Source organism: Actinomadura sp. NAK00032, from assembly GCF_013364275.1.
Lineage (GTDB): Bacteria > Actinomycetota > Actinomycetes > Streptosporangiales > Streptosporangiaceae > Spirillospora.
On sequence record NZ_CP054932.1, the window covers coordinates 1,659,839 to 1,677,516 of the forward strand.

At 70.5% G+C, this 17,678-nt stretch carries 23 protein-coding genes, 1 tRNA gene and 1 pseudogene; 12 read left to right on the forward strand and 13 right to left on the reverse strand.

The features are described from left to right. Positions 1–38 precede the first annotated feature (38 nt). Positions 39–620, reverse strand: coding sequence for a 5-formyltetrahydrofolate cyclo-ligase (locus tag HUT06_RS07785; RefSeq protein WP_176195094.1), 582 nt, complete (start codon positions 618–620; stop codon positions 39–41). Positions 621–653: 33 nt separating this feature from the next. Between HUT06_RS07785 and galU the strand changes: the two genes are divergently transcribed. The 4 genes from galU to HUT06_RS07805 are packed head-to-tail and all read left to right on the forward strand — an operon-like array spanning position 654 to position 3,777. Beyond that, positions 654–1,589 (forward strand): UTP--glucose-1-phosphate uridylyltransferase GalU, encoded by a 936-nt coding sequence (gene galU, locus HUT06_RS07790; protein WP_176195095.1) that lies wholly within the window; start codon positions 654–656, stop codon positions 1,587–1,589. A gap of 27 nt (positions 1,590–1,616) precedes the next feature. Beyond that, positions 1,617–2,819: a gephyrin-like molybdotransferase Glp gene (gene glp, locus HUT06_RS07795; protein ID WP_176195096.1), complete on the forward strand. Its 1,203-nt coding sequence runs from the start codon at positions 1,617–1,619 to the stop codon at positions 2,817–2,819. Next, positions 2,816–3,283 (forward strand): cyclic pyranopterin monophosphate synthase MoaC, encoded by a 468-nt coding sequence (gene moaC / locus HUT06_RS07800; protein WP_217711243.1) that lies wholly within the window; start codon positions 2,816–2,818, stop codon positions 3,281–3,283. Before glp ends, moaC begins: the two co-directional genes overlap by 4 nt. A 26-nt stretch (positions 3,284–3,309) precedes the next feature. Beyond that, positions 3,310–3,777: a molybdenum cofactor biosynthesis protein B gene (locus tag HUT06_RS07805; protein ID WP_176201213.1), complete on the forward strand. Its 468-nt coding sequence runs from the start codon at positions 3,310–3,312 to the stop codon at positions 3,775–3,777. 73 nt (positions 3,778–3,850) lie between these two features. On the opposite strand, the gene HUT06_RS43755 is transcribed toward HUT06_RS07805, so the two are convergent. From HUT06_RS43755 to HUT06_RS45555, 4 genes and pseudogenes are all read right to left on the reverse strand, one after another. Continuing rightward, positions 3,851–4,162 carry a YafY family protein gene (locus tag HUT06_RS43755; RefSeq protein WP_254715037.1) on the reverse strand — a complete coding sequence of 104 codons (312 nt, stop codon included), beginning with the start codon at positions 4,160–4,162 and terminating at the stop codon, positions 3,851–3,853. Then, a complete protein-coding gene (locus tag HUT06_RS45150) occupies positions 4,077–4,307 on the reverse strand; it encodes an HTH domain-containing protein (protein ID WP_217711245.1) in 231 nt (76 codons plus the stop codon). Before HUT06_RS45150 ends, HUT06_RS43755 begins: the two co-directional genes overlap by 86 nt. Further along, complete coding sequence (locus HUT06_RS44405; protein WP_254715038.1) at positions 4,304–4,567, reverse strand: alpha/beta hydrolase fold domain-containing protein; 264 nt, start codon at positions 4,565–4,567, stop codon at positions 4,304–4,306. The genes HUT06_RS45150 and HUT06_RS44405 overlap by 4 nt, the downstream gene beginning before the upstream one ends. 35 nt (positions 4,568–4,602) lie before the next feature. Beyond that, positions 4,603–4,866 (reverse strand): annotated as a pseudogene (locus HUT06_RS45555) (alpha/beta hydrolase); the annotation flags it as partial. A gap of 234 nt (positions 4,867–5,100) precedes the next feature. Here HUT06_RS45555 and HUT06_RS07820 point away from each other — a divergent pair. After that, positions 5,101–5,628 carry an SMI1/KNR4 family protein gene (locus tag HUT06_RS07820; protein ID WP_217711247.1) on the forward strand — a complete coding sequence of 176 codons (528 nt, stop codon included), beginning with the start codon at positions 5,101–5,103 and terminating at the stop codon, positions 5,626–5,628. Between the two features lie 15 nt (positions 5,629–5,643). Here HUT06_RS07820 and HUT06_RS07825 read toward each other — a convergent pair whose 3' ends face one another. After that, positions 5,644–6,618, reverse strand: a complete 975-nt coding sequence (locus tag HUT06_RS07825) for a YafY family protein (protein ID WP_176195098.1) — start codon at positions 6,616–6,618, stop codon at positions 5,644–5,646. 114 nt (positions 6,619–6,732) lie between these two features. Between HUT06_RS07825 and HUT06_RS07830 the strand changes: the two genes are divergently transcribed. Together HUT06_RS07830 and HUT06_RS07835 are read left to right on the forward strand one after the other, a co-directional pair. Beyond that, entirely contained in the window at positions 6,733–7,128 is a 396-nt protein-coding gene (locus HUT06_RS07830; protein ID WP_176201214.1) for a RidA family protein, read from the forward strand. Between the two features lie 512 nt (positions 7,129–7,640). Beyond that, positions 7,641–8,102, forward strand: a complete 462-nt coding sequence (locus HUT06_RS07835; RefSeq protein ID WP_176195099.1) for a hypothetical protein — start codon at positions 7,641–7,643, stop codon at positions 8,100–8,102. Positions 8,103–8,160: 58 nt separating this feature from the next. Here HUT06_RS07835 and HUT06_RS07840 read toward each other — a convergent pair whose 3' ends face one another. Then, positions 8,161–8,649 (reverse strand): HAMP domain-containing sensor histidine kinase, encoded by a 489-nt coding sequence (locus HUT06_RS07840; protein ID WP_254715039.1) that lies wholly within the window; start codon positions 8,647–8,649, stop codon positions 8,161–8,163. A gap of 62 nt (positions 8,650–8,711) precedes the next feature. Between HUT06_RS07840 and HUT06_RS43765 the strand changes: the two genes are divergently transcribed. Further along, a complete protein-coding gene (locus HUT06_RS43765; RefSeq protein WP_217711149.1) occupies positions 8,712–9,131 on the forward strand; it encodes a transposase in 420 nt (139 codons plus the stop codon). Beyond that, entirely contained in the window at positions 9,128–10,168 is a 1,041-nt protein-coding gene (locus tag HUT06_RS07850; protein WP_176195100.1) for an IS3 family transposase, read from the forward strand. The genes HUT06_RS43765 and HUT06_RS07850 overlap by 4 nt, the downstream gene beginning before the upstream one ends. Here the strand turns inward: HUT06_RS07850 and HUT06_RS07855 are convergent. Both HUT06_RS07855 and HUT06_RS07860 read right to left on the reverse strand, forming a co-directional pair. Continuing rightward, positions 10,165–10,854: a HAMP domain-containing protein gene (locus HUT06_RS07855; RefSeq protein WP_217711248.1), complete on the reverse strand. Its 690-nt coding sequence runs from the start codon at positions 10,852–10,854 to the stop codon at positions 10,165–10,167. The genes HUT06_RS07850 and HUT06_RS07855 overlap by 4 nt on opposite strands. Further along, positions 10,851–11,513 carry a response regulator transcription factor gene (locus tag HUT06_RS07860; protein ID WP_176195101.1) on the reverse strand — a complete coding sequence of 221 codons (663 nt, stop codon included), beginning with the start codon at positions 11,511–11,513 and terminating at the stop codon, positions 10,851–10,853. The genes HUT06_RS07855 and HUT06_RS07860 overlap by 4 nt, the downstream gene beginning before the upstream one ends. A 174-nt stretch (positions 11,514–11,687) precedes the next feature. On the opposite strand from HUT06_RS07860, the gene HUT06_RS07865 reads away from it, so the two are divergent. Genes HUT06_RS07865 through HUT06_RS07875 form a run of 3 tightly spaced genes read left to right on the forward strand, consistent with a single transcriptional unit; the run spans position 11,688 to position 14,898 of the window. Then, complete coding sequence (locus tag HUT06_RS07865; RefSeq protein ID WP_176195102.1) at positions 11,688–12,617, forward strand: ATP-binding cassette domain-containing protein; 930 nt, start codon at positions 11,688–11,690, stop codon at positions 12,615–12,617. Beyond that, positions 12,614–14,143 carry an ABC transporter permease subunit gene (locus HUT06_RS07870; protein ID WP_254715040.1) on the forward strand — a complete coding sequence of 510 codons (1,530 nt, stop codon included), beginning with the start codon at positions 12,614–12,616 and terminating at the stop codon, positions 14,141–14,143. Before HUT06_RS07865 ends, HUT06_RS07870 begins: the two co-directional genes overlap by 4 nt. Beyond that, positions 14,140–14,898: an ABC transporter permease gene (locus tag HUT06_RS07875; RefSeq protein WP_176195103.1), complete on the forward strand. Its 759-nt coding sequence runs from the start codon at positions 14,140–14,142 to the stop codon at positions 14,896–14,898. Before HUT06_RS07870 ends, HUT06_RS07875 begins: the two co-directional genes overlap by 4 nt. 57 nt (positions 14,899–14,955) lie before the next feature. On the opposite strand, the gene HUT06_RS07880 is transcribed toward HUT06_RS07875, so the two are convergent. From HUT06_RS07880 to nagA, 4 genes are all read right to left on the reverse strand, one after another. Continuing rightward, positions 14,956–15,032 (reverse strand) — tRNA-Ala (locus tag HUT06_RS07880). Positions 15,033–15,079: 47 nt separating this feature from the next. Next, entirely contained in the window at positions 15,080–15,604 is a 525-nt protein-coding gene (locus HUT06_RS07885; protein ID WP_176195104.1) for a hypothetical protein, read from the reverse strand. 214 nt (positions 15,605–15,818) lie between these two features. Further along, a complete protein-coding gene (locus HUT06_RS07890; RefSeq protein ID WP_176195105.1) occupies positions 15,819–16,448 on the reverse strand; it encodes a GNAT family N-acetyltransferase in 630 nt (209 codons plus the stop codon). Between the two features lie 74 nt (positions 16,449–16,522). Next, a complete protein-coding gene (nagA, locus tag HUT06_RS07895; RefSeq protein ID WP_176195106.1) occupies positions 16,523–17,638 on the reverse strand; it encodes an N-acetylglucosamine-6-phosphate deacetylase in 1,116 nt (371 codons plus the stop codon). Positions 17,639–17,678 lie beyond the last annotated feature (40 nt).

Genomic DNA, 17,678 nt, shown 5'->3' on the forward strand with positions numbered 1-17,678 from the left:
GCTCCCGCTCCGGACGTCCTGCCCCCGTCGGTGCGGGGTCAGTCCAGCCGGACGAGCCCGCCCGACGGCGTGGCGACGGCCCGGACGCGCTGGTCGTGCGGCTCGGCCGGCAGCGCGTCCACCAGTTCGCCGTCGTACAGCAGCGCCACCGTCAGGATCGCCGGGCCGACACGCGCGAGCGCCCGGTCGTAGGAGCCGCCGCCGCGGCCGAGGCGCACCCCGGTCCGGTCGACGGCGACCGCCGGGGTCAGGACGACGTCCGCGCCGGCGATGGCGCCAGGCCCGCGCGGCGGCTCGGACGGCTCCAGGCACCCGCGCGCCCCCGGCACCAGCGAGTCGGGCCCCTCATAGGACGCCCAGTCGAGATCGCCGTCCGGCAGCAGGATCGGGAGCAGCACGTACGTGCCGCGTTTCCACAGCGCGAACAGCAGGCTGCGCGTGTCGGGTTCGTCGCCGATGGACGCGTACGCCGCGATGGTCCCCGCCATCTCCACCTCGGGGACCGACAGCAGCGCGTCGCGGATCGGCCGCGCGGCCGCGGAGCGCTCCTCCGGTCGCATCGCCGCACGCCGGGCCAGCAATTCCGTCCGGAGATCGGTCTTCGAAACGATGTCCTGCACGCTGTCGTCCTCACGGATGGCTAGGGTCGGTACATGGCCGACATTGCACCTGTACTCAAGGCGGTCGTCCCGGCGGCCGGCCTCGGTACCCGATTCTTGCCCGCCACCAAGGCGACTCCCAAGGAAATGCTGCCCATCGTCGACAAACCGGCGATCCAGTACGTCGTCGAGGAGGCGGTCGACGCCGGCCTCAGCGACGTGCTGATGATCACCGGGCGCAGCAAGCGGTCCATCGAGGACCACTTCGACCGAGCCTACGAGCTCGAGGAGGCGCTGCGCGCGAAGGGCGACGACGGGCGGCTGGAGGCGGTGCGCGAGTCCAGCGACCTCGCGATCATGCACTACGTCCGGCAGGGCGAGCCGCGCGGCCTCGGGCACGCCGTGCACTGCGCCCGCCAGCACGTCGGCCGCGAGCCGTTCGCGGTGCTGCTCGGCGACGACATGATCGACGCCCGCGACAAGCTGCTGCGCCGCATGATCGAGGTGCGCGACCAGTACGGCGGGAGCGTCATCGCGCTGATGGAGGTGGAGCCCGACCAGGTCTCCGCCTACGGGTGCGCGGCCATCGAGGCGACGGACGAGGACGACGTCGTCCGGATCTCCGACCTCGTCGAGAAGCCCGCCGCCGAGGAGGCGCCGAGCAACTGGATCATCATCGGCCGCTACGTCTGCGACCCCGCGGTGTTCGACGTGCTGGAGAAGACCCCGCCCGGGCGCGGCGGCGAGATCCAGCTGACCGACGCCCTGCGCACCCTCGCCGACACGCCCGCCGGCCAGGGCGGCGGCGTCTACGGCGTCAAGTTCCGGGGGCGCCGCTACGACACCGGCAACAAGCTGGAGTACCTGCGGACGGTCGTCCAGTTCGCCGCGGAACGTCCCGACCTGGCGCCCGAGTTCATCCCGTGGCTGCGCGAGTTCGTCCAGTCCCAGGACGCCGCGGGCGGCGTGGGCGGCTCCGGGGACGCGTGACGACCCGCCAGACTGGAGGGCGTGGTCATGAGAACGGTCGATGAGCATCTGCAGGAGATCCTCGGCAGCGTGAAGACGCTGCCGCCGCTGGACCTGGCGCTGCTGGAGGCGCAGGGCACGGTGCTCGCGGAGCCCGTGTCCGCGCCGGTGCCGCTGCCGCCCTTCGACAACTCGGCGATGGACGGCTACGCCGTCGTCGCGGCCGACATCGCGGCGGCCGCCGACGGATCCCCGGTGGCGCTGCCCGTCGTCGGCGACATCGTGGCGGGCGACTCCGGCGTGTCCGCGATCCGGCCCGGCCTGACCGCGCGGATCATGACGGGCGCGCCGCTGCCCGCCGGCGCCGACGCGGTCATCCCGGTCGAGTGGACGGACGGCGGGAACGCCAACGTCCAGGTCTTCCGCGCGGCCCCGCCGGGCAACTACATCAGGCGCGCGGGCGAGGACGTCCGCGCCGGGGAGGTCGTCGCGCCCGTCGGCACGCGGCTGACCGCGCCCCAGCTCGGCATGGTCGCGGCTGTGGGACGGCCCAGGGTGACGGTGCGTCCGAAACCACGCGTCGTGGTGGTCTCCACAGGCGATGAACTGCGCGAGCCGGGCGCCACCCTGGCCCCGGGCCAGATCTGGGAGTCGAACAGCTTCATGCTGATCGCCGCCGTGGTCGAGGCCGGGGGAGTGGGTTACCGCCACGCCACGGTGGAGGACGAGCCGGGCAACGTCCTGGAAATGCTCCACGACCAGCTCGTCCGAGCCGATGCCATCATCACCACCGGCGGCGTTTCCATGGGCACGAGGGACGTCGTCAAGGAAGCGCTGACCGGCACGGTGGGTTTCCACAAGGTGCGTATGCGTCCGGGCAAGCCGCAAGGGTTCGGCCTCCTTGAAGGCACGCCCGTGTTCACGCTCCCTGGGAACCCCGTAAGCGCGTACGTCTCGTTCCAGGTCTTCGTCCGTCCCGCGCTGCTCGCCATGCAGGGGCTCGCGCCGGAACCGTTGCCGACCGTGAGCGCCGTCTTGGCCGAGGACGTTACGTCACCCGCCGGCCTGCGCCACTACCTGCGCGGGAAGCTGTCGTTCGACCGCGGCTCCTACAGCGTGGCACCCGCCGAGGTCCAGGGATCACACCAGCTGGCGTCCCTCTCCTCGGCGAACGCGCTGATCGAGATCCCGGAAGACACCGAGGCCGTGCAGGCCGGTTCCACCGTCAACGTTCTGAGGTTGCCCTCGTGACAGAGTTCACCCACCTGGACGACACCGGCGCGGCCCGCATGGTCGACGTGTCGGCCAAGGACGTCTCCGCCAGGACGGCGACGGCGACGGGCTTCGTCCGCCTATCGCCGGACTGCGTCGCCCTTCTGCGCGCCGGTGACATCCCCAAGGGCGACGCCATCTCCGTGGCACGCATCGCCGGGATCATGGGGGCCAAGCGTGTTCCCGACCTCGTCCCCCTGTGCCACCCCATCGCGCTGCACGGCGTCACCGTCGACCTGGAGATCACGGACGACGGCGTCGCGATCGAGGCGGTCACCCGTACCGCCGACCGCACCGGCGTGGAGATGGAGGCGCTGACCTCTGTCAGCGTCGCGGCGCTCGCCCTGATCGACATGGTGAAGGCGGTCGACCCCGCCGCCGTCATCACCGACGTCCGCGTCGAGGAGAAGACCGGCGGCAAGAAGGGCGTGTGGCGCCGGTGACCGGGGATGCGCCGGTGATCAGGGCGATGGCGGTCACGGTCTCCAACCGCGCCGCCGCGGGCGTCTACGCCGACAGGTCGGGGCCGGTCCTGGTCGAGCTGCTGGAGGACCTCGGCTGCCAGGTGGACGGCCCGGTGGTGATCCCGGACGGCCCGCCGGTCGCCGAGGTGCTGCGCGACGCGGTCGCGGACGGCTACGACGCCGTCGTCACGTCCGGCGGGACGGGCCTCACCCCGACCGACCAGACCCCGGAGATGACCCGCCAGGTCCTCGAATGGGAGATCCCGGGCATCGCGGAGGCGATCCGCCTGGAGGGCCGCGAGAAGGTGCCCGCGGCGATCCTCTCCCGCGGCCTGGCCGGCGTCGCGGGCCGCACCCTCATCGTCAACCTCCCCGGCTCCACCGGCGGCGTCCGCGACGGCATGGCCGTGCTGGCCCGCGTCCTCCCGCACGCGCTCGACCAGCTGAAGGGCGGCGACCACCCCCGCCCCTGACGCTGACCACCGACTGGGACTTCACCGACACCGGTGACCGCACCCCTCATCACCTGACCGCCTCCGGCGCCGTTCACGGCCGGGCCAGCGGGACGAGCGCGGCCGGTGGGACGGCGCGCTCGGCGGCCGAGCCGAGAAGGAGTTCGGCCAGGTCACGCGCCTGGACGCGCTCACCGGTCGGAGCCGCCGCCGCGATCCGGTCAAGCCGGAGGCCCCGTCCGGCCCGGCGCGTGCGGCACCAGGCGATCAGATACCAGCGGCCGGAAGCGGTCAGCAACCCGGCCGGTTCCACGACCCGGTCACTCCGGCGCCCCGCCGCGTCGCAGTAGGACAACCGCACCACCATGCCGCCGGCGACGGCCTCCTCCACCGCGCACCGGGACACCCGCCTCCATCAGCGTCTGCAGGTCCCGTTGCACCGTGCGCGCACCGACCTCGAACCGCGCGGCGAGGACCGCGACCGCCACCGGCCGTGGCGCCGCCGCGCGCAACTCGTCCACCAGGGCGTACAGCCGGGCAGCGCGTTTCATGGCGCCGAGGCCAGGAACTTGCGTTCGCGCCGCTGCTCCCGCTCGGTGATCGTCAGCGGGAAGAGAGTGAAGCCGTGCATCGCCCCGGCGACGACCCCCAGCCGCACGGGCGCCCCCGCGGCCCGCCACCGTGCGGCGAGGAACAGCGAGTCGTCGAGCAGCGGGTCCTCGGTGCCGCCGACGATCCGGGCGGACGGCATCCCGGCCAGGTCCGCGAACAGGGGCGACACGCCCGGGTCGCGGCGCTGCTCGCTTCCCATCCCCGGCGTGAACATCTCGTAGCCGCCCCGGCGGGGAACGGATGCTCGGGCGCGAGGCGGTAGTCGACGCTCACCACGGCGAGCCGCGTCTGCCGCGCGAGCCGCCAGAGCCGCTCGTCCTGCCCGTCCGCCGAACCGAATGCCCAGCCGCCGCCGTGGATGTGCAGGTACACGCCGTCGATCCGCTCCGGTGTGAAGACCCGTACCTTCACCCCGTGGACAAGCCGGTCCCGCCCGTGGGGCAGCCTCACCGGTGGCGTGTCGCCGCCGAGCCGATTGCGCCGCAGCAGTGCCAGCATGTCCGCGCTCGGCGCCTTCCCGCGAGCCGGCCGCCTCCGGGCGGCGGCCTCGAACTGCTCGTTGAACGCCAGGGTCTCGTTGAGGCAGTCCTCATCTGTGATCGTCACGCGGCCAACGCTCCCAACCGTCCACGACAACGTACTGTCACCTTTCTCAAGTGATCTGAGCCACAGCGCTCACCTCGCGGAGCCGTCCAGTCCCCGATGTCAGACGCGATCGCCATCATGAGTCGGGTGACGGGACACGACGAGTTGCTGAGGCTGGTCGCCGAACGAGTGGCCCAGGAGTCATCGGCCGACCTGACCCGTGCCACCCCCGACCAGGTGCGAGAAGCGGAAACGGCCCTGGGATTCCCGCTGCCGCCCCTCCTCGCCCGCCTCTACCAGGAGGTCGGCAACGGCGGTTTCGGCCCCGACTACCAACTCCTGCCCCTGATCGGCGAAGGCCGCACCGTCGTGGGGTCGTACCAGGCCGAATACGTCCCCGGGCAATGGCCGTCCGGCGTCGTTCCCGTCCTCGACTGGGGCTGCGGAATGTACGCGGCGGTCGATTGCACCGACCCCCGAGGTCCCGTCCTCCTCTACGAACCCAACGCCGTCGAGGAGGACTGGAGCATCGCCTGGTACGAGGACGCCGAAAGCCTCGCCGCCTGGCTCCACGCCTGGCTCTCGGGAACCGGCTGGTACGAGGAGGAGATCATGATGAGCGAGGACGCCTCAGACCCGACCCCGTGGCCGCAGGCCGTAAACCGCCTGACCTGAACCTGCACACGACCTCTAAGGCGCGCCGCCATAGCAAGCGGCGATAGCGGCAGCCCGATCACGCAGCGAAGTGCGCAACCACTCAGGCCCCAGGGCCTCCGCACTACTAGCGAGCTGCCACAACGCCCACACGGCGTGCCTCTGGTCTTGAAAGGTCACCTCCAGCCGCACCCACCCATCGGGCTCGGCTTCTTCGGCGAGGACGGCCAGCGCGGTGCCGACCAGCTCGTCCCGCCGCGCCGGGTGCACCCGAACCAGCACGGCGACCTGGTCGCCCCCGGTCCGGAACCGCGTGCTGCGCTCCTGCCAGACCTGGTCCAGATCGACCTCTTCCGGCCGCTGGGCGGGTTCGTCGAGTTCCTCGGCGGCCAGGATCCGCGACAGCCGGTAGGTGCGGTCCTCGCCCGCCTTCCTCGCCAGCAGGTACCCCAGATCCCGAACGGTCACCAGACCGACCGGATCAACCGTCCGCCACTGCGGCGCCCCGCCCTTGGCCTCATAGCGGATGCGCAACTTGTGCCCGGCGAACACCGCACGCCGAACCTGAGCCACGACGGCTTCGGGCACCTCCTCGGCGTCCTGCCGCCGCGACAGAAGGTCGATCTCCGGATCGATGAGCAACCGCTGGGCCGCCCCCGCCGCAACGTCCCGATGGCCTTCAGGAAGCGCGTCGACCACCTTGAGCATGGCCGACGCCAGCGCCGACCCCAGCCCGAACGCCTGCGCCCCCCGCCGCGACCCGGCGATCAGCAGCGCCAGCGCCTCATCGTGGTTCAGCCCGGTGAGCTCCGTCTGGAAACCGGGCAGCAGCTCAAAACCGCCATGCCGCCCGCGCTCGGCGTACACGGGAACCCCGGCCGCCGACAGCGCCTCGATATCCCGCAGGACGGTCCGCGTGGACACCTCCAGCTCGCGAGCCAGCGTGGCCGCGGACAACCGGCCGCGCCGGCGCAGCAGCAGCACCAGCGAGACCAACCGGTCGGCACGCACACGAAAACCCTAGCGAATACATGACACAGGATGTCGTGATTGGTTGGCAGGCTCTCACCACATCGGCCACTGGAGCCGACGAACGTACTCCCAACGAACGGAGCCGCAGTGACCATAGAGCGAACGCCGGTCAACCCTTGGGCATGGTCGGTCGAGATGGGCTACAACCAGGGCGAGACCGTCTCCGGTGAGACCCGCACCCTCTACATCTCCGGCCAGACCGCGATGGACGCCGACGGCAAGCCCCAGCACCCCGACGACATGAAAGCACAGCTGACCCTGAGCCTCGACAACCTGGAGACCGTCCTGGACGAGGCCGGCATGACCCTGGAGAACCTCGTCCGGCTCAACGTCTACACCACCGACGTCGACCGCCTCTTCCAGCACTACGCCGTCCTGGCCTCCCGCCTCGCCACCGCCGGAGTAGCCCCGACCACCACAATGCTGGGCGTAACCCGCCTGGCACTCCCGCCCCTAATGGTCGAACTAGAAGCCACCGCCGTCGCCTAACCCCAAAACCAGAGGCCGACCCAGCCTTCTCCCGGGTCGGCCTCTACCCCACCACTGACATTTCTTCGCGCTTAACACTCGTCCGGTGAACGCCCGCGCGACCGAGGCGTACCCGCATTATGCGTGCCCTTCCGTGCATGTTCGAGTTCTGAGCCTTTGGGTCTTTGCCCTGAAGTGCGGCTACCTTGAAGGCTCGGATCCATGGGGTCAGCGGACGGCGGTGTGGGACGGTGGGGGCCGACCCGTGGGCGCTCAGCCGCTGGCGCGGGGTTCGCTGTCGTCCGGATCTGTCCACGCGCGCGCCTCAGCGAGCGTCGGTCGGGCTTGGTGGCGACGTGGTGGCACATGGCCCCTGGCCTGCGTGACCGTGTGTGTTCAGCGCTGCTGTAGTCGGCACGCCCAGCGGTCGCCGCCACGTACCACGGCGACCGTCCGATATGGTCACAATCTGGACGTTTTCGGCCGGTGACTTCGCTGTGCTGCCGACCGGGGCGTGACCGCGGGGGAGCAGCATGTTCGTGAAGGCTGGCCAGCATCTGGTTGGTGCGATAGTCGCCTGCTTGGCGTTCGTCGTCCAGAGCACCGTCATCTACGCCGGTCTGCTCGTGTGCGCAGTCGTCGCTGATGCGGACATTGGCGGTCCATTGGCCGGGCCTTTCCTGGTGCTCCTTGCCGGTGTGGTTGGCGTCGTCTTGCTGCCACTGCTGTTCTTGCCGGCCGGCGTCATCGGCGAGGTGGCCGCGAAGAGGGGACGTCTGCTCACCAAGTGGCTCGTCGCCACCGCAGTTGCCGGAGCCCTGGCCATGGTCTATGTGTTTCTTGCCGCCATGGTCACCGGTGTGGGCATTGCGCACTCTTTGCTGGCGAGCCTGATCGGGGCGCTCACAGTACTCGTCCCCACGGCGCTGTGCGTCAGTGTCTCCCACGGCGCGCTGAAGCTCATCCCGAGCACGCTGAGGAATGCCCACGGCTAGGGACACCGAGGTCCGCCCGTCCTGAAGGAGGCGCCCGAGACGCACTGCGCTGGATGCCTCAGGCGCTTTGGGAGCCGAACCATATGTCGATGTCCAGGCCGCCCTCGGCGCGGGCGTTGGCAGTGAGAGTGGCGTGGTGGGCTCGGACGACGGCATTCACGATGGCGAGGCCGAGACCGTAGCTGTCGCGGCGTCCGTGACGATCAGGTGCCAGCCTCTGGAAGGGGTGAAAGAGGCGCGGGATCTGGTCGCCGGGGACGACCGGTCCGCTATTGGTGACTCTGAGGACCGCCTGCGTGCCGGAGGTCCGTGTTGTGACCTCTACGTGGCCGCCGGCGTGGTTGTAGCGGATGGCGTTGTCGATGAGGTTGGTGACGAGGCTTTCGAGCAATTTCGGGTCCCCGGCCGTCACCGCGGGCGTCAGGTGCTCGGCGATGTTGATGCCTTGCTCCACCGCCTGGTCGCGGCGGCGGGCGAGGGCTCCTTTGACGACGTCGGCAAGGTCGAGGCGATCCCAGCCCCTCTGTGTCAGGCTCAGATGGGACACGAGGGGATGAAGTTCCCTAGCTGATGTAGACAGGGCGAGAACGGGTACTGAGCAGAGTGACGATGACCAGCCACGATCTTCCTTCCGGTGACGGGCCGCGGACCGGCCGGCCCAAGCGGCGGACCTTCAGTGCCGCCTACAAGTTGCGGATGGTCGAGGAGTACGACGCGGCCGAGCATGGCGACAAGGGCGCACTGCTGCGCCGTGAGGGACTTTATGAGTCCAGCGTTCAACTGTGGCGCCGGCAGCGCGACGCCGGTGAACTGACCGCTGCGGGAACGAGCCGCCCGGCCGCCAAGAAGGAGAAGACGCCGGAGCAGGCCGAGTTGGAGCAGTTGCGCAAGGAGAAGGCGCGGCTGGAGCGGCAGAACGCCGCCATGGCCAGAAAACTCAAGCAGACCGAGGCCGCCCTGGACATCATGGGAAAAGGTATCGCGCTCTTGGAAACAATGTCCGAGAGCGCGGACACCGAGAATTCGTGACCCGCTGCCGCCACGAAACCCTTTCCCTGCTGGTCGAGCATCTGCCGATTCGCTTCGCGTGCGCATTGTCGGGTGTGCCGCGCAGCAGTTTCTACCGACGGCGGAACCCGGCGCCGGGAAACAGTGAGCCGGCGGAGCGGCCGGCGCCGCCGAACGCGCTGAGCGAGAGCGAACGGGCCGAACTGGTCGAGATGCTCAACAGCGACCGGTTCGCCGACAAGGCACCCCGACAGGTGTGGGCTGCGCTGCTGGACGAGGGGGTGTACCTGGCGTCGGTGTCGACGATGTACCGGGAACTACGCAGGCGTGACCAGGTCCGGGAGCGGCGCGCCCACGCCCGGCACCAGGCGCGCACCAAACCGTATCTGGCCGCGCACGCCCCCAACCAGATATGGAGTTGGGATATCACGAAACTGCCAGGTCCGGGGCCACGCCAGTTCTATGACCTGTATGTGATGCTCGACATCTTCTCCCGCTACGTCGTGCACTGGGAGATCCACCTGCGCGAGTCAGGTGAGCTGGCCGAGCAGTTCATGCAGAACTCGTTCGCCGCCAACGGCGGGATCGTGCCCGGCACCATCCATTCCGACAACGGGACCTCGATGACCTCCAAGCCGGTGACGGCACTACTGGCAGACCTGGACATCATCAAGTCCCACTCCCGCCCGAAGGTGAGCAACGACAACCCCTACAGCGAGGCGCAGTTCAAAACCTTGAAGTACTGCCCGGTGTTCCCTGCCAGGTTCACCTCGCTCGACGAGGCCGAGACGTTCTGCCACCATTTCTTCGACTACTACAATCACCGGCATTACCACGCCGGGATCGGGCTCCACACGCCGTTCACCATGCATATCGGCACCGCACAGGCGATCCAGCACAACCGAGCCGCCACGATCGCAGCGTTCCGCGCGGCCAACCCGCGACGGTTCACCCAGCCGCCCACGCTGCCCAAGATCCCCACAGTCGCGCAGATCAACCGACCCGACGAAGACCCCACCGACCCGAGCAGCTCTGACCAGGAGAAACAGGCCGCCTAACGATCACTGGCCCCTGTCCCGTTTGACTTGACACCTACCGAGCGGGCGACGCCGCGCTCGCTGGTGGCCAGGGCGAGCAGTGCTTGGACGAGCCGCTCCTGGTGTTCGCCGAGGGCGAGGGCCTCCCGGCAGGCCGAGCGCAGGGTGTCGGTGTCGGTATCGGGGTTGGCGAGGGCGACTTCGAGGAGGGTGCGCTGGCCGGCCAGCGGGGTGCGCAGTTCGTGGGAGGCGTTGGCGAGGAAGTGGCGTTGGGCGTCGAAGGAGGCCTGGAGGCGAGCGAACAGGTCGTCGAGGGTGTGGCCCAGTTCGGTCAGCTCGTCCGTGGGGTCGCCGAGGTCGAGACGCCGGTGGAGGTCGCCGGCGGAGATGATCCTGGCGGTGGCGGTGATGGTGCGCAGCGGGCGCAGGAACCGGCCGGCGACGAACCAGCCGAGAGCCAGGGCGACGGGAACCAGAATGATCAAGGCGATGGCGGAGCCGGTGAGGAGCTGGGCCAGGCTGATCCCGCGCCCTGCTCCGGTGGTCACGCCCGATGAGGGGCGTCCCCTAGGTGTGGCCGCATCGACGCTGACGAGCGGGACGAGCACCAGGACGAGGACGAAGCCACCGGCGGCGTAGACGCCGGCTGCGTAGGCGAGCGCGAGCCGTGTCCGCAGGGAGCTTCTGGCGATCTGCCGGACGGTCATGGCGGTCCGATGCGGTAGCCGCCCTCGCGGACGGTCTCGATCACGGGCGGTTCGCCGAGCTTCGTCCGCAACCGGTGCATGGTGTGCTTGACGGCGCTGCTGAAGGGGTCGGCCGCTTCGTCCCAGACGCGTTCGAGCAGTTCCTCAGCGGAGATGACCAGGCCGGGCGCGGCGAGCAGGCATTCGAGCAGGGCGAATTCCTTCGGGCTCAATTGCAGGCGCCGGCCTGCCCGGAACGCGGTGCGGCGGGCCGGATCGAGAGTGATGTCCCCGCTTTCCAGAGTGGGCGGGAGCGGCGGGGTGGCGCGGCGCGCCAGCGCACGGACGCGGGCGACCAGTTCGGCGAACGCGAAGGGTTTGGGCAGGTAGTCGTCGGCGCCGAGGCTGAGCCCGTCGACGCGGTCCTCGACCGTGCCGGAGGCGGTGAGCATCAGGACCCGGGTCTCGCAGCGGCCGTGGGCGAGGCGCCGGCAGACCTCGTCTCCGTGGACGCCCGGCAGGTCCCGGTCGAGGATCACCACGTCGTAGCGGGTGACGGCCAGGCGGTCGAGAGCGGCGGTTCCGTCGAGGACGACGTCGACGGCCATGCCCTCGTGACGCAGCCCCGTCCCGAGGGAGCGGGCGAGGACCTCGAAGTCCTCGACGACGAGGATCCTCACCGCCGCGCACCGCCGGTCGTCGTGCCCGCTGGGCGGCTGCCGGGTCGAAGGGCCATGCCCTGACGATGCCAGATCCCCGGTCTCAGCCCGGTCGCGGCCGCTGCGACCGGGCTGGAACCAGGTGCCGCGTACAACCGTCGGCATGATCGCACTGCGAACCGCAAGCGCGCCACGATGAGCGCCCCGGGGATCGTCGTCGCCGGACTGCGTAAGAGGTATGGTTCGGCGCTCGCTCTCGACGGCATGTCCTTCACCGTCCGCCCGGGTGTGGTGACCGGACTGATCGGGCCGAACGGTGCCGGGAAGTCCACCACGATGCGAGTGATCCTCGGCCTGGATTCGGTCGATGAGGGCACTGCGCTCATCGGCGGGAAGCCATACCGCAGTCTCCGGTGTCCGCTGAATCATGTCGGTTCGCTGCTGGACGCCTCGGCGCTGCACACCGGCCGCAGCGGACGCGACCACCTGCTGTGGCTGGCGCACTCGCAGGGCCTGGACGCGCGGCGGGTGATGCAGGTGATCGAGCAGGTCGGCCTGGCCTCCGCCGCCCGGCGCAAGGCCGGAGGCTACTCGCTCGGCATGCGGCAGCGGCTCGGGATCGCCGCGGCCCTGCTGGGCGACCCGCCGGTCATCATGCTCGACGAGCCGTTCAACGGCATGGACCCCGACGGCATCGTCTGGATGCGCGGCCTCCTGCGGTCCCTGGCCGCCCAGGGCCGCGCCGTGCTGGTCTCCAGCCACCTCATGAGCGAGGTGCAGGACACGGCCGATCATCTCGTCGTGGTCGGACGCGGGAAGGCCATCGCCGACGCGGGCGTGGCCGACCTGATCGCCGCCGCCTCCGGGAACCGGGTGACCGTGCGGACCACGGCCGGGACGCACGCGATGAGGGTGCTCGCGCATGCCGGCGCGACCGGCGCGGCCGGCCGCGACACCATCACCGTTTCGGGGTTGCCCGCGGACCGGGTCGCCGCACTGCTCAACGAGGGCGCGGTGCCGTTCTCCGAGATATCGGCACACCGCGCCACCCTTGAGGACGTCTACCTGGACCTCACTCGCGAGGCCGTCGAATTCCGTGCCACGTCCACGGAGGTGACACGGTGACTCCTGCCGTGACGTCTCATCGACATGGCCAACGCACCGACCGGGACGGTTTCGTCCAGGTGCTCCACGCGGAATGGACCAAATTCCGGACCGTCCGCGCCTGGCTGATCGGCATGGTGGCCGCCACCTTGCTGTTGCTGCTGTTCGCCGTGCTCACCGGAATGAGCAGCGATCAGAAGGGTGCGCCGCCCGTTCCGACCGGACCGGGCGGTAAACCGGTCTCCGACAGTTTCTACTTCGTGCACCAGCCGCTTTCCGGAAACGGCAGCATCACCGTCTCGGTCTCCTCGCTCAAGAGCGGCATTCCCGAGGGGCCGGGGAATCTGCGGCCCGGTACCGTGCCGTGGGCGAAGGCCGGCCTCATCGTCAAGCAGGGCATTCACCAGGGATCGTCCTATGCGGCGATCATGGTCACCGGCGGCCACGGCGTGCGAATGCAGGACGCCTACGTCAACGACAGGCCCGGCCTGCCCGGCCCTGTCTCCGCCGAGTCCCCTCGCCGACTGCGGCTGGACCGCTCGGGCGACACGATCACCGGCTACGCCTCCACCGACGGCGCGCACTGGACCAAGGTGGGGACCGTACAACTAAGCGGACTCGGACCAACTGCGCAAGTCGGGCTGTTCGTAGCGTCTCCACCCGCCCTGGACGGCATGGGCACGGCCGGCAGCGTGTCGACCGCCGTCTTCGACGCCCCTCGTCTCCGGGGAGGCTGGGTCCATGCAAGATGGACCGGCGACCAGGTGGGCCCCGAATCCCCCAGTTTCGCCGGCTATCCGGAGGACACGTCCGGTTCGGTCACGGGATCCGACGGCCGGCTCACGGTGACCGGTGCCGGCGACATAGCCCCCGCCACCCGCGAGACCCTGCCGACCGGCGGCACCCTCCGGGACATCCTCACCGGCACGTTCGCCGCGCTCATCGCGGTGATCGTCGTGGGGGCGCTGTTCATCACCACGGAATACCGGAGCGAGATGATCCGCCTCACCCTGGCCGCGAGCCCGGGGCGGAGCCGGGTGCTGGCGGCCAAGGCGATCGTGTTGTGGGCCGTCACCTTCGTCGCCGGGCTGCTGGGGACGGTCATCGCGACTCCGCTCGGTGAACGGCTCGCCCAGGACAACGGCGTCTACATCTTCCCGGTGCCGTTCTCGACAGAACTGCGAGTGGCATTCGGAACCGCGGCGCTGCTCGCGACCGCCTCGGTCCTGGCCCTCTCGGCCGGCGCCATCTTCCGGCACAGCGCCGCCGCTGTCACCACCGTCGTCCTGGCCATCGTGCTGCCCTACATCTTGAGCGCCATTCCGTTCATGCCGGCGAGCGCGGCGGAATGGCTGACCCGGGTGACACCGGGAGCGGCCTTCGCCGTCCAGCAGACGCTCGTGGAGTATGACCAAGTAGCAAGCCACTACACACCGTACAACGGCTATTACCCGCTAGCGCCGTGGGCCGGATTCGCCGTCCTCGCCGCGTACGCGATCGTGAGCCTTTTCGCGGCGGCCGTCCTGCTCAGCAGGAGGGACGCATGAAACTCGCGCTGCACGCGGAATGGACGAAGATGCGAACCGTCGCCGGCCCGCTGTGGCTGCTGCTCGCCACCGTCGCGACGACGGTGGCCCTGAGCGCAGGCGCGACCTCGATGGTGAACTGCACGGCCAACGGCTGCGGCGGTGACACGACCAGGCTGACCCTCGTAGGCGCCTACCTCGGCCAGGCGCCGATCGCCATCCTGGCGGTGCTGATCACGACCGGAGAGTACGGCTCGGGCATGATCCGCACGACCCTGACGGCGGTGCCCAGGCGGCTGACAGTCCTGGCGGCCAAGGCCGTCGCTCTCACCGGCGCCGTGGCCGCCGGCGGAACCACCGCCGTCCTCGGAGCGGTGCTCGCCGCCCGGCTCATCCTGCCCGACGTCGGCGACCGGGCCCTGTCCCTGTCCAACGGCCCGACCCTGCGCGCGGTCTGCGGGACCGTCCTCTACCTGATCCTGATCGGCCTTCTCAGCCTCGGCGTCGCCACCGCGGTGCGCGACTCCGCCACCGGCATCGGCGTCGTCCTCGGCCTGCTCTACATCGTCCCGATCCTCTCCCAGACGATCGGCGACCCGAGCTGGCAGCGCCTGCTGCAGAAGATCGCACCGATGAGCTCCGGCCTCGCCATCCAGGCCACAACCGATCTCAGGAGCCTGCCCATCGGCCCCTGGGCCGGCCTCGGCGTGACCGCCGCCTGGACCACCGCGACGCTCCTGGCCGGCGGCCTCCTACTGCACTCACGCGACGCCTGAAAACGAGAAGAGCCTGACCGGAGCCTGCTCCGATCAGGCCCTTGACCTGCGGTTCGTTGGTGGAGCTGAGGGGATTTGAACCCCTGACCCCCTCGATGCGAACGAGGTGCGCTACCGGACTGCGCTACAGCCCCAACGACTCCGTAAGGTTAGCAAACATCGGGGGGTGCTCGCGCATCGGTTACTCGCCGACGGCTCGGCGGTCGTCGGCGTACTGGTCGAAGACCTCGTCGGGGGTGAGGAGTTCGATGACTTCGGCGGGTTCGGCCTCTTCGGCGGCGCGGCGGGCCTCGCGGACGCGGGCCGCGGCGGCGCGGGCGGCGGCGGCCTCGGCGGCGGCGAGGTGGCGGGCGGCGTCCATGCCGACGGCCACGCGGAGCAGGGCCAGGTGGCCGGTCAGGAGGGCGGCCGGGGGCAGGGTGACCCACCAGGGGGCGACGCCGGAGGCGACGACCGCGGCGGCGGTGACGAGGAGGGCGGCGAGGCCCGTGGTGCGGCGGCGGCGCCGGGCGATGACGGTGGCGCGGGACACGCGGCGGCGGGGTTCGGGGGCCGCGGTGTCCTCCGCGGGCTCCTCGGCCGCTTCGTCGCGCTTGTGGAGCAGGCGGGAGATCCCGGTCGCCTCGGTGTCGCGGCGCAGCCACATGGGCACGAGGACGACCGCCCAGACGGCGACGATGGCGAGGTACAGAACGGTGCTGCTCACCGGCCCCACCGCCCCAGGGCACGCTCAGTAGGCGGGCCGACTTTCGGCGCGCGAACGTGCAATGGGAGCAGGGTCACGCCCCGCACGGTACGAGGGCCTGTCAGAGGTTGACGAGCATAAGGGGCGGTGTGTCGCGAGATCGATCTCGCCGTTACTCTCCGTTTGCCCGGCCTTCTCGTTCGCAGGATTCTTACGGTGGAAAGTCACGGGCGGCTCAGCCGCCGCGGGGAAATGCCTGTTTGCGGTCGGCGAGCCAGCGGGCGCGCAGGCCGCCGGGGACGTCCTCGACGGTGAGGGCGTAGCAGATGTGGTCGCGCCAGGCGCCGTCGATGTGAAGGTGGCGGCGCCGAATTCCCTCTTCGCGGAATCCGAGCTTTTCGACGACGCGGCGGCTGGCGGTGTTCTCCGGGCGGATATTCGCTTCGAGGCGGTGCAGGCCGACGGTGAAGAAACAGTGGTCGACGGCGAGGGCGACGGCGGTGGGAATGACGCCGCGTCCGGCCACTCGCTTGTCGACCCAGTAGCCGATCTGCGCGGAGCGGGCCGACCCCCAGACGATCGCGCCGATGGTGAGCTGGCCGGCGAAATCGTCGTCGTGGGTGACGACCCAGGGCAGGGCGAGGCCCTGGCGGGCCTCGCGGCGCATGGTGTGCACCATGCTGACGTAGGGCCCAAGGCCGCTGCGGAACAGCGGCGTCTCGGGGTTGGTGGGCTCCCAGGGGCGGAGCCAGTCGGCGTTGCGGACGCGCAGTTCACGCCAGGCGGCGGCGTCGCGGTGCCGCAGGGGGCGCAGCCCGACGGGACCCTCGGTCAACGTGACCGGCCATCCCCGTAGACGTTCCACGGTTCCATGATTCCCTTGTCGGACGTCTGGACGCCATCAATTCTCGCCGAGAATTCGGGCACCCGGGACGTTCTTCACACTCGGCGCCCCTGCTTCATGACCCAGTCGATCCGGAGGTCGTCGTCCAGGACGATCAGGTCGGCGTCCTTGCCGGGTTCGAGGGAGCCGGTGCGGTCGTCGAGGCCGAGTGCGCGGGCGGGGACGAGGGACGCGGCGCGGGAGGCGTCCTCGATCGGCAGGCCGAGGCTGGTGACGGCGAGATGGAACGCGTCCGCCATCGTGATCGTGCTGCCGGCGATGGACGTCCCGCCGGCGAGGACGGCGCGGCCGTCGCGGACCTCGACGTCCATGACGCCGAGGCGGTAGGCGCCGTCGCCCATCCCGGTGGCGGCCATGGCGTCGGTGATCAGCGCGACGCGGGGGGTGGCGGCGAACGCCAGCCGGGCCACGGCGGGCTCCACGTGGACGCCGTCGTTGATCAGCTCGACGGTGACCCGGGGATCGTTCAGCGCGGCGGCGATCGGCCCGCCCTCGCGGTGGTGCAGCGGCCGCATGGCGTTGAACAGGTGCGTGGCGACGCGGGCGCCGGCGTCGAACGCGGCGCGGACGGTGGCGCCGTCGGCGTCGGTGTGGCCGACGGCGGCGATGGCGCCGGCGGCGACGGCGTCCCGGACGAGGTCGAGCCCGCCCGGCAGCTCCGGCGCGATGGTGATCATGCGCAGGTGGCCGCGGCCGAGCCGGGCGAGCCGCTGGAACTCGGCGGGGTCGGGGTCGCGCAGCAGCGCCGGGTCGTGGGCGCCGCAGCGGTCGTGGGACAGGTAGGGGCCCTCCAGGTGGATCCCGGCGATCAGGCCGTCCGCGGCGAGGTCGGCGAGGCTCGCGACGGCGTCGGCGAGCTCGCGGGCGTCGCCCGTGACCAGGCTCGCCATCGTGGTCGTGGTGCCGTGCGCGAGGTGGAAGGACACGGCGCGCTGGGCGTCGTCGGGGCGCTGGTAGGACACGCCCGCGCCGCCGTGGACGTGCATGTCCACGAAGCCGGGGACGACGTGGCGCCCGGCAAGGTCGATCTTCTCGCCCGCGCCCGCGGTGGCGATCCTGCCGTCGGCGATGTGCAGGTCCCCGTGCCGGACGCCGTCCGGCATGACGATGCGGGCGTTGGCCAGGGTCAGCCCGGGGGCCGGCTTCGACATGGGACTCCTTCGCTGCGCGCCTCTGATCGTTGCTGATTGT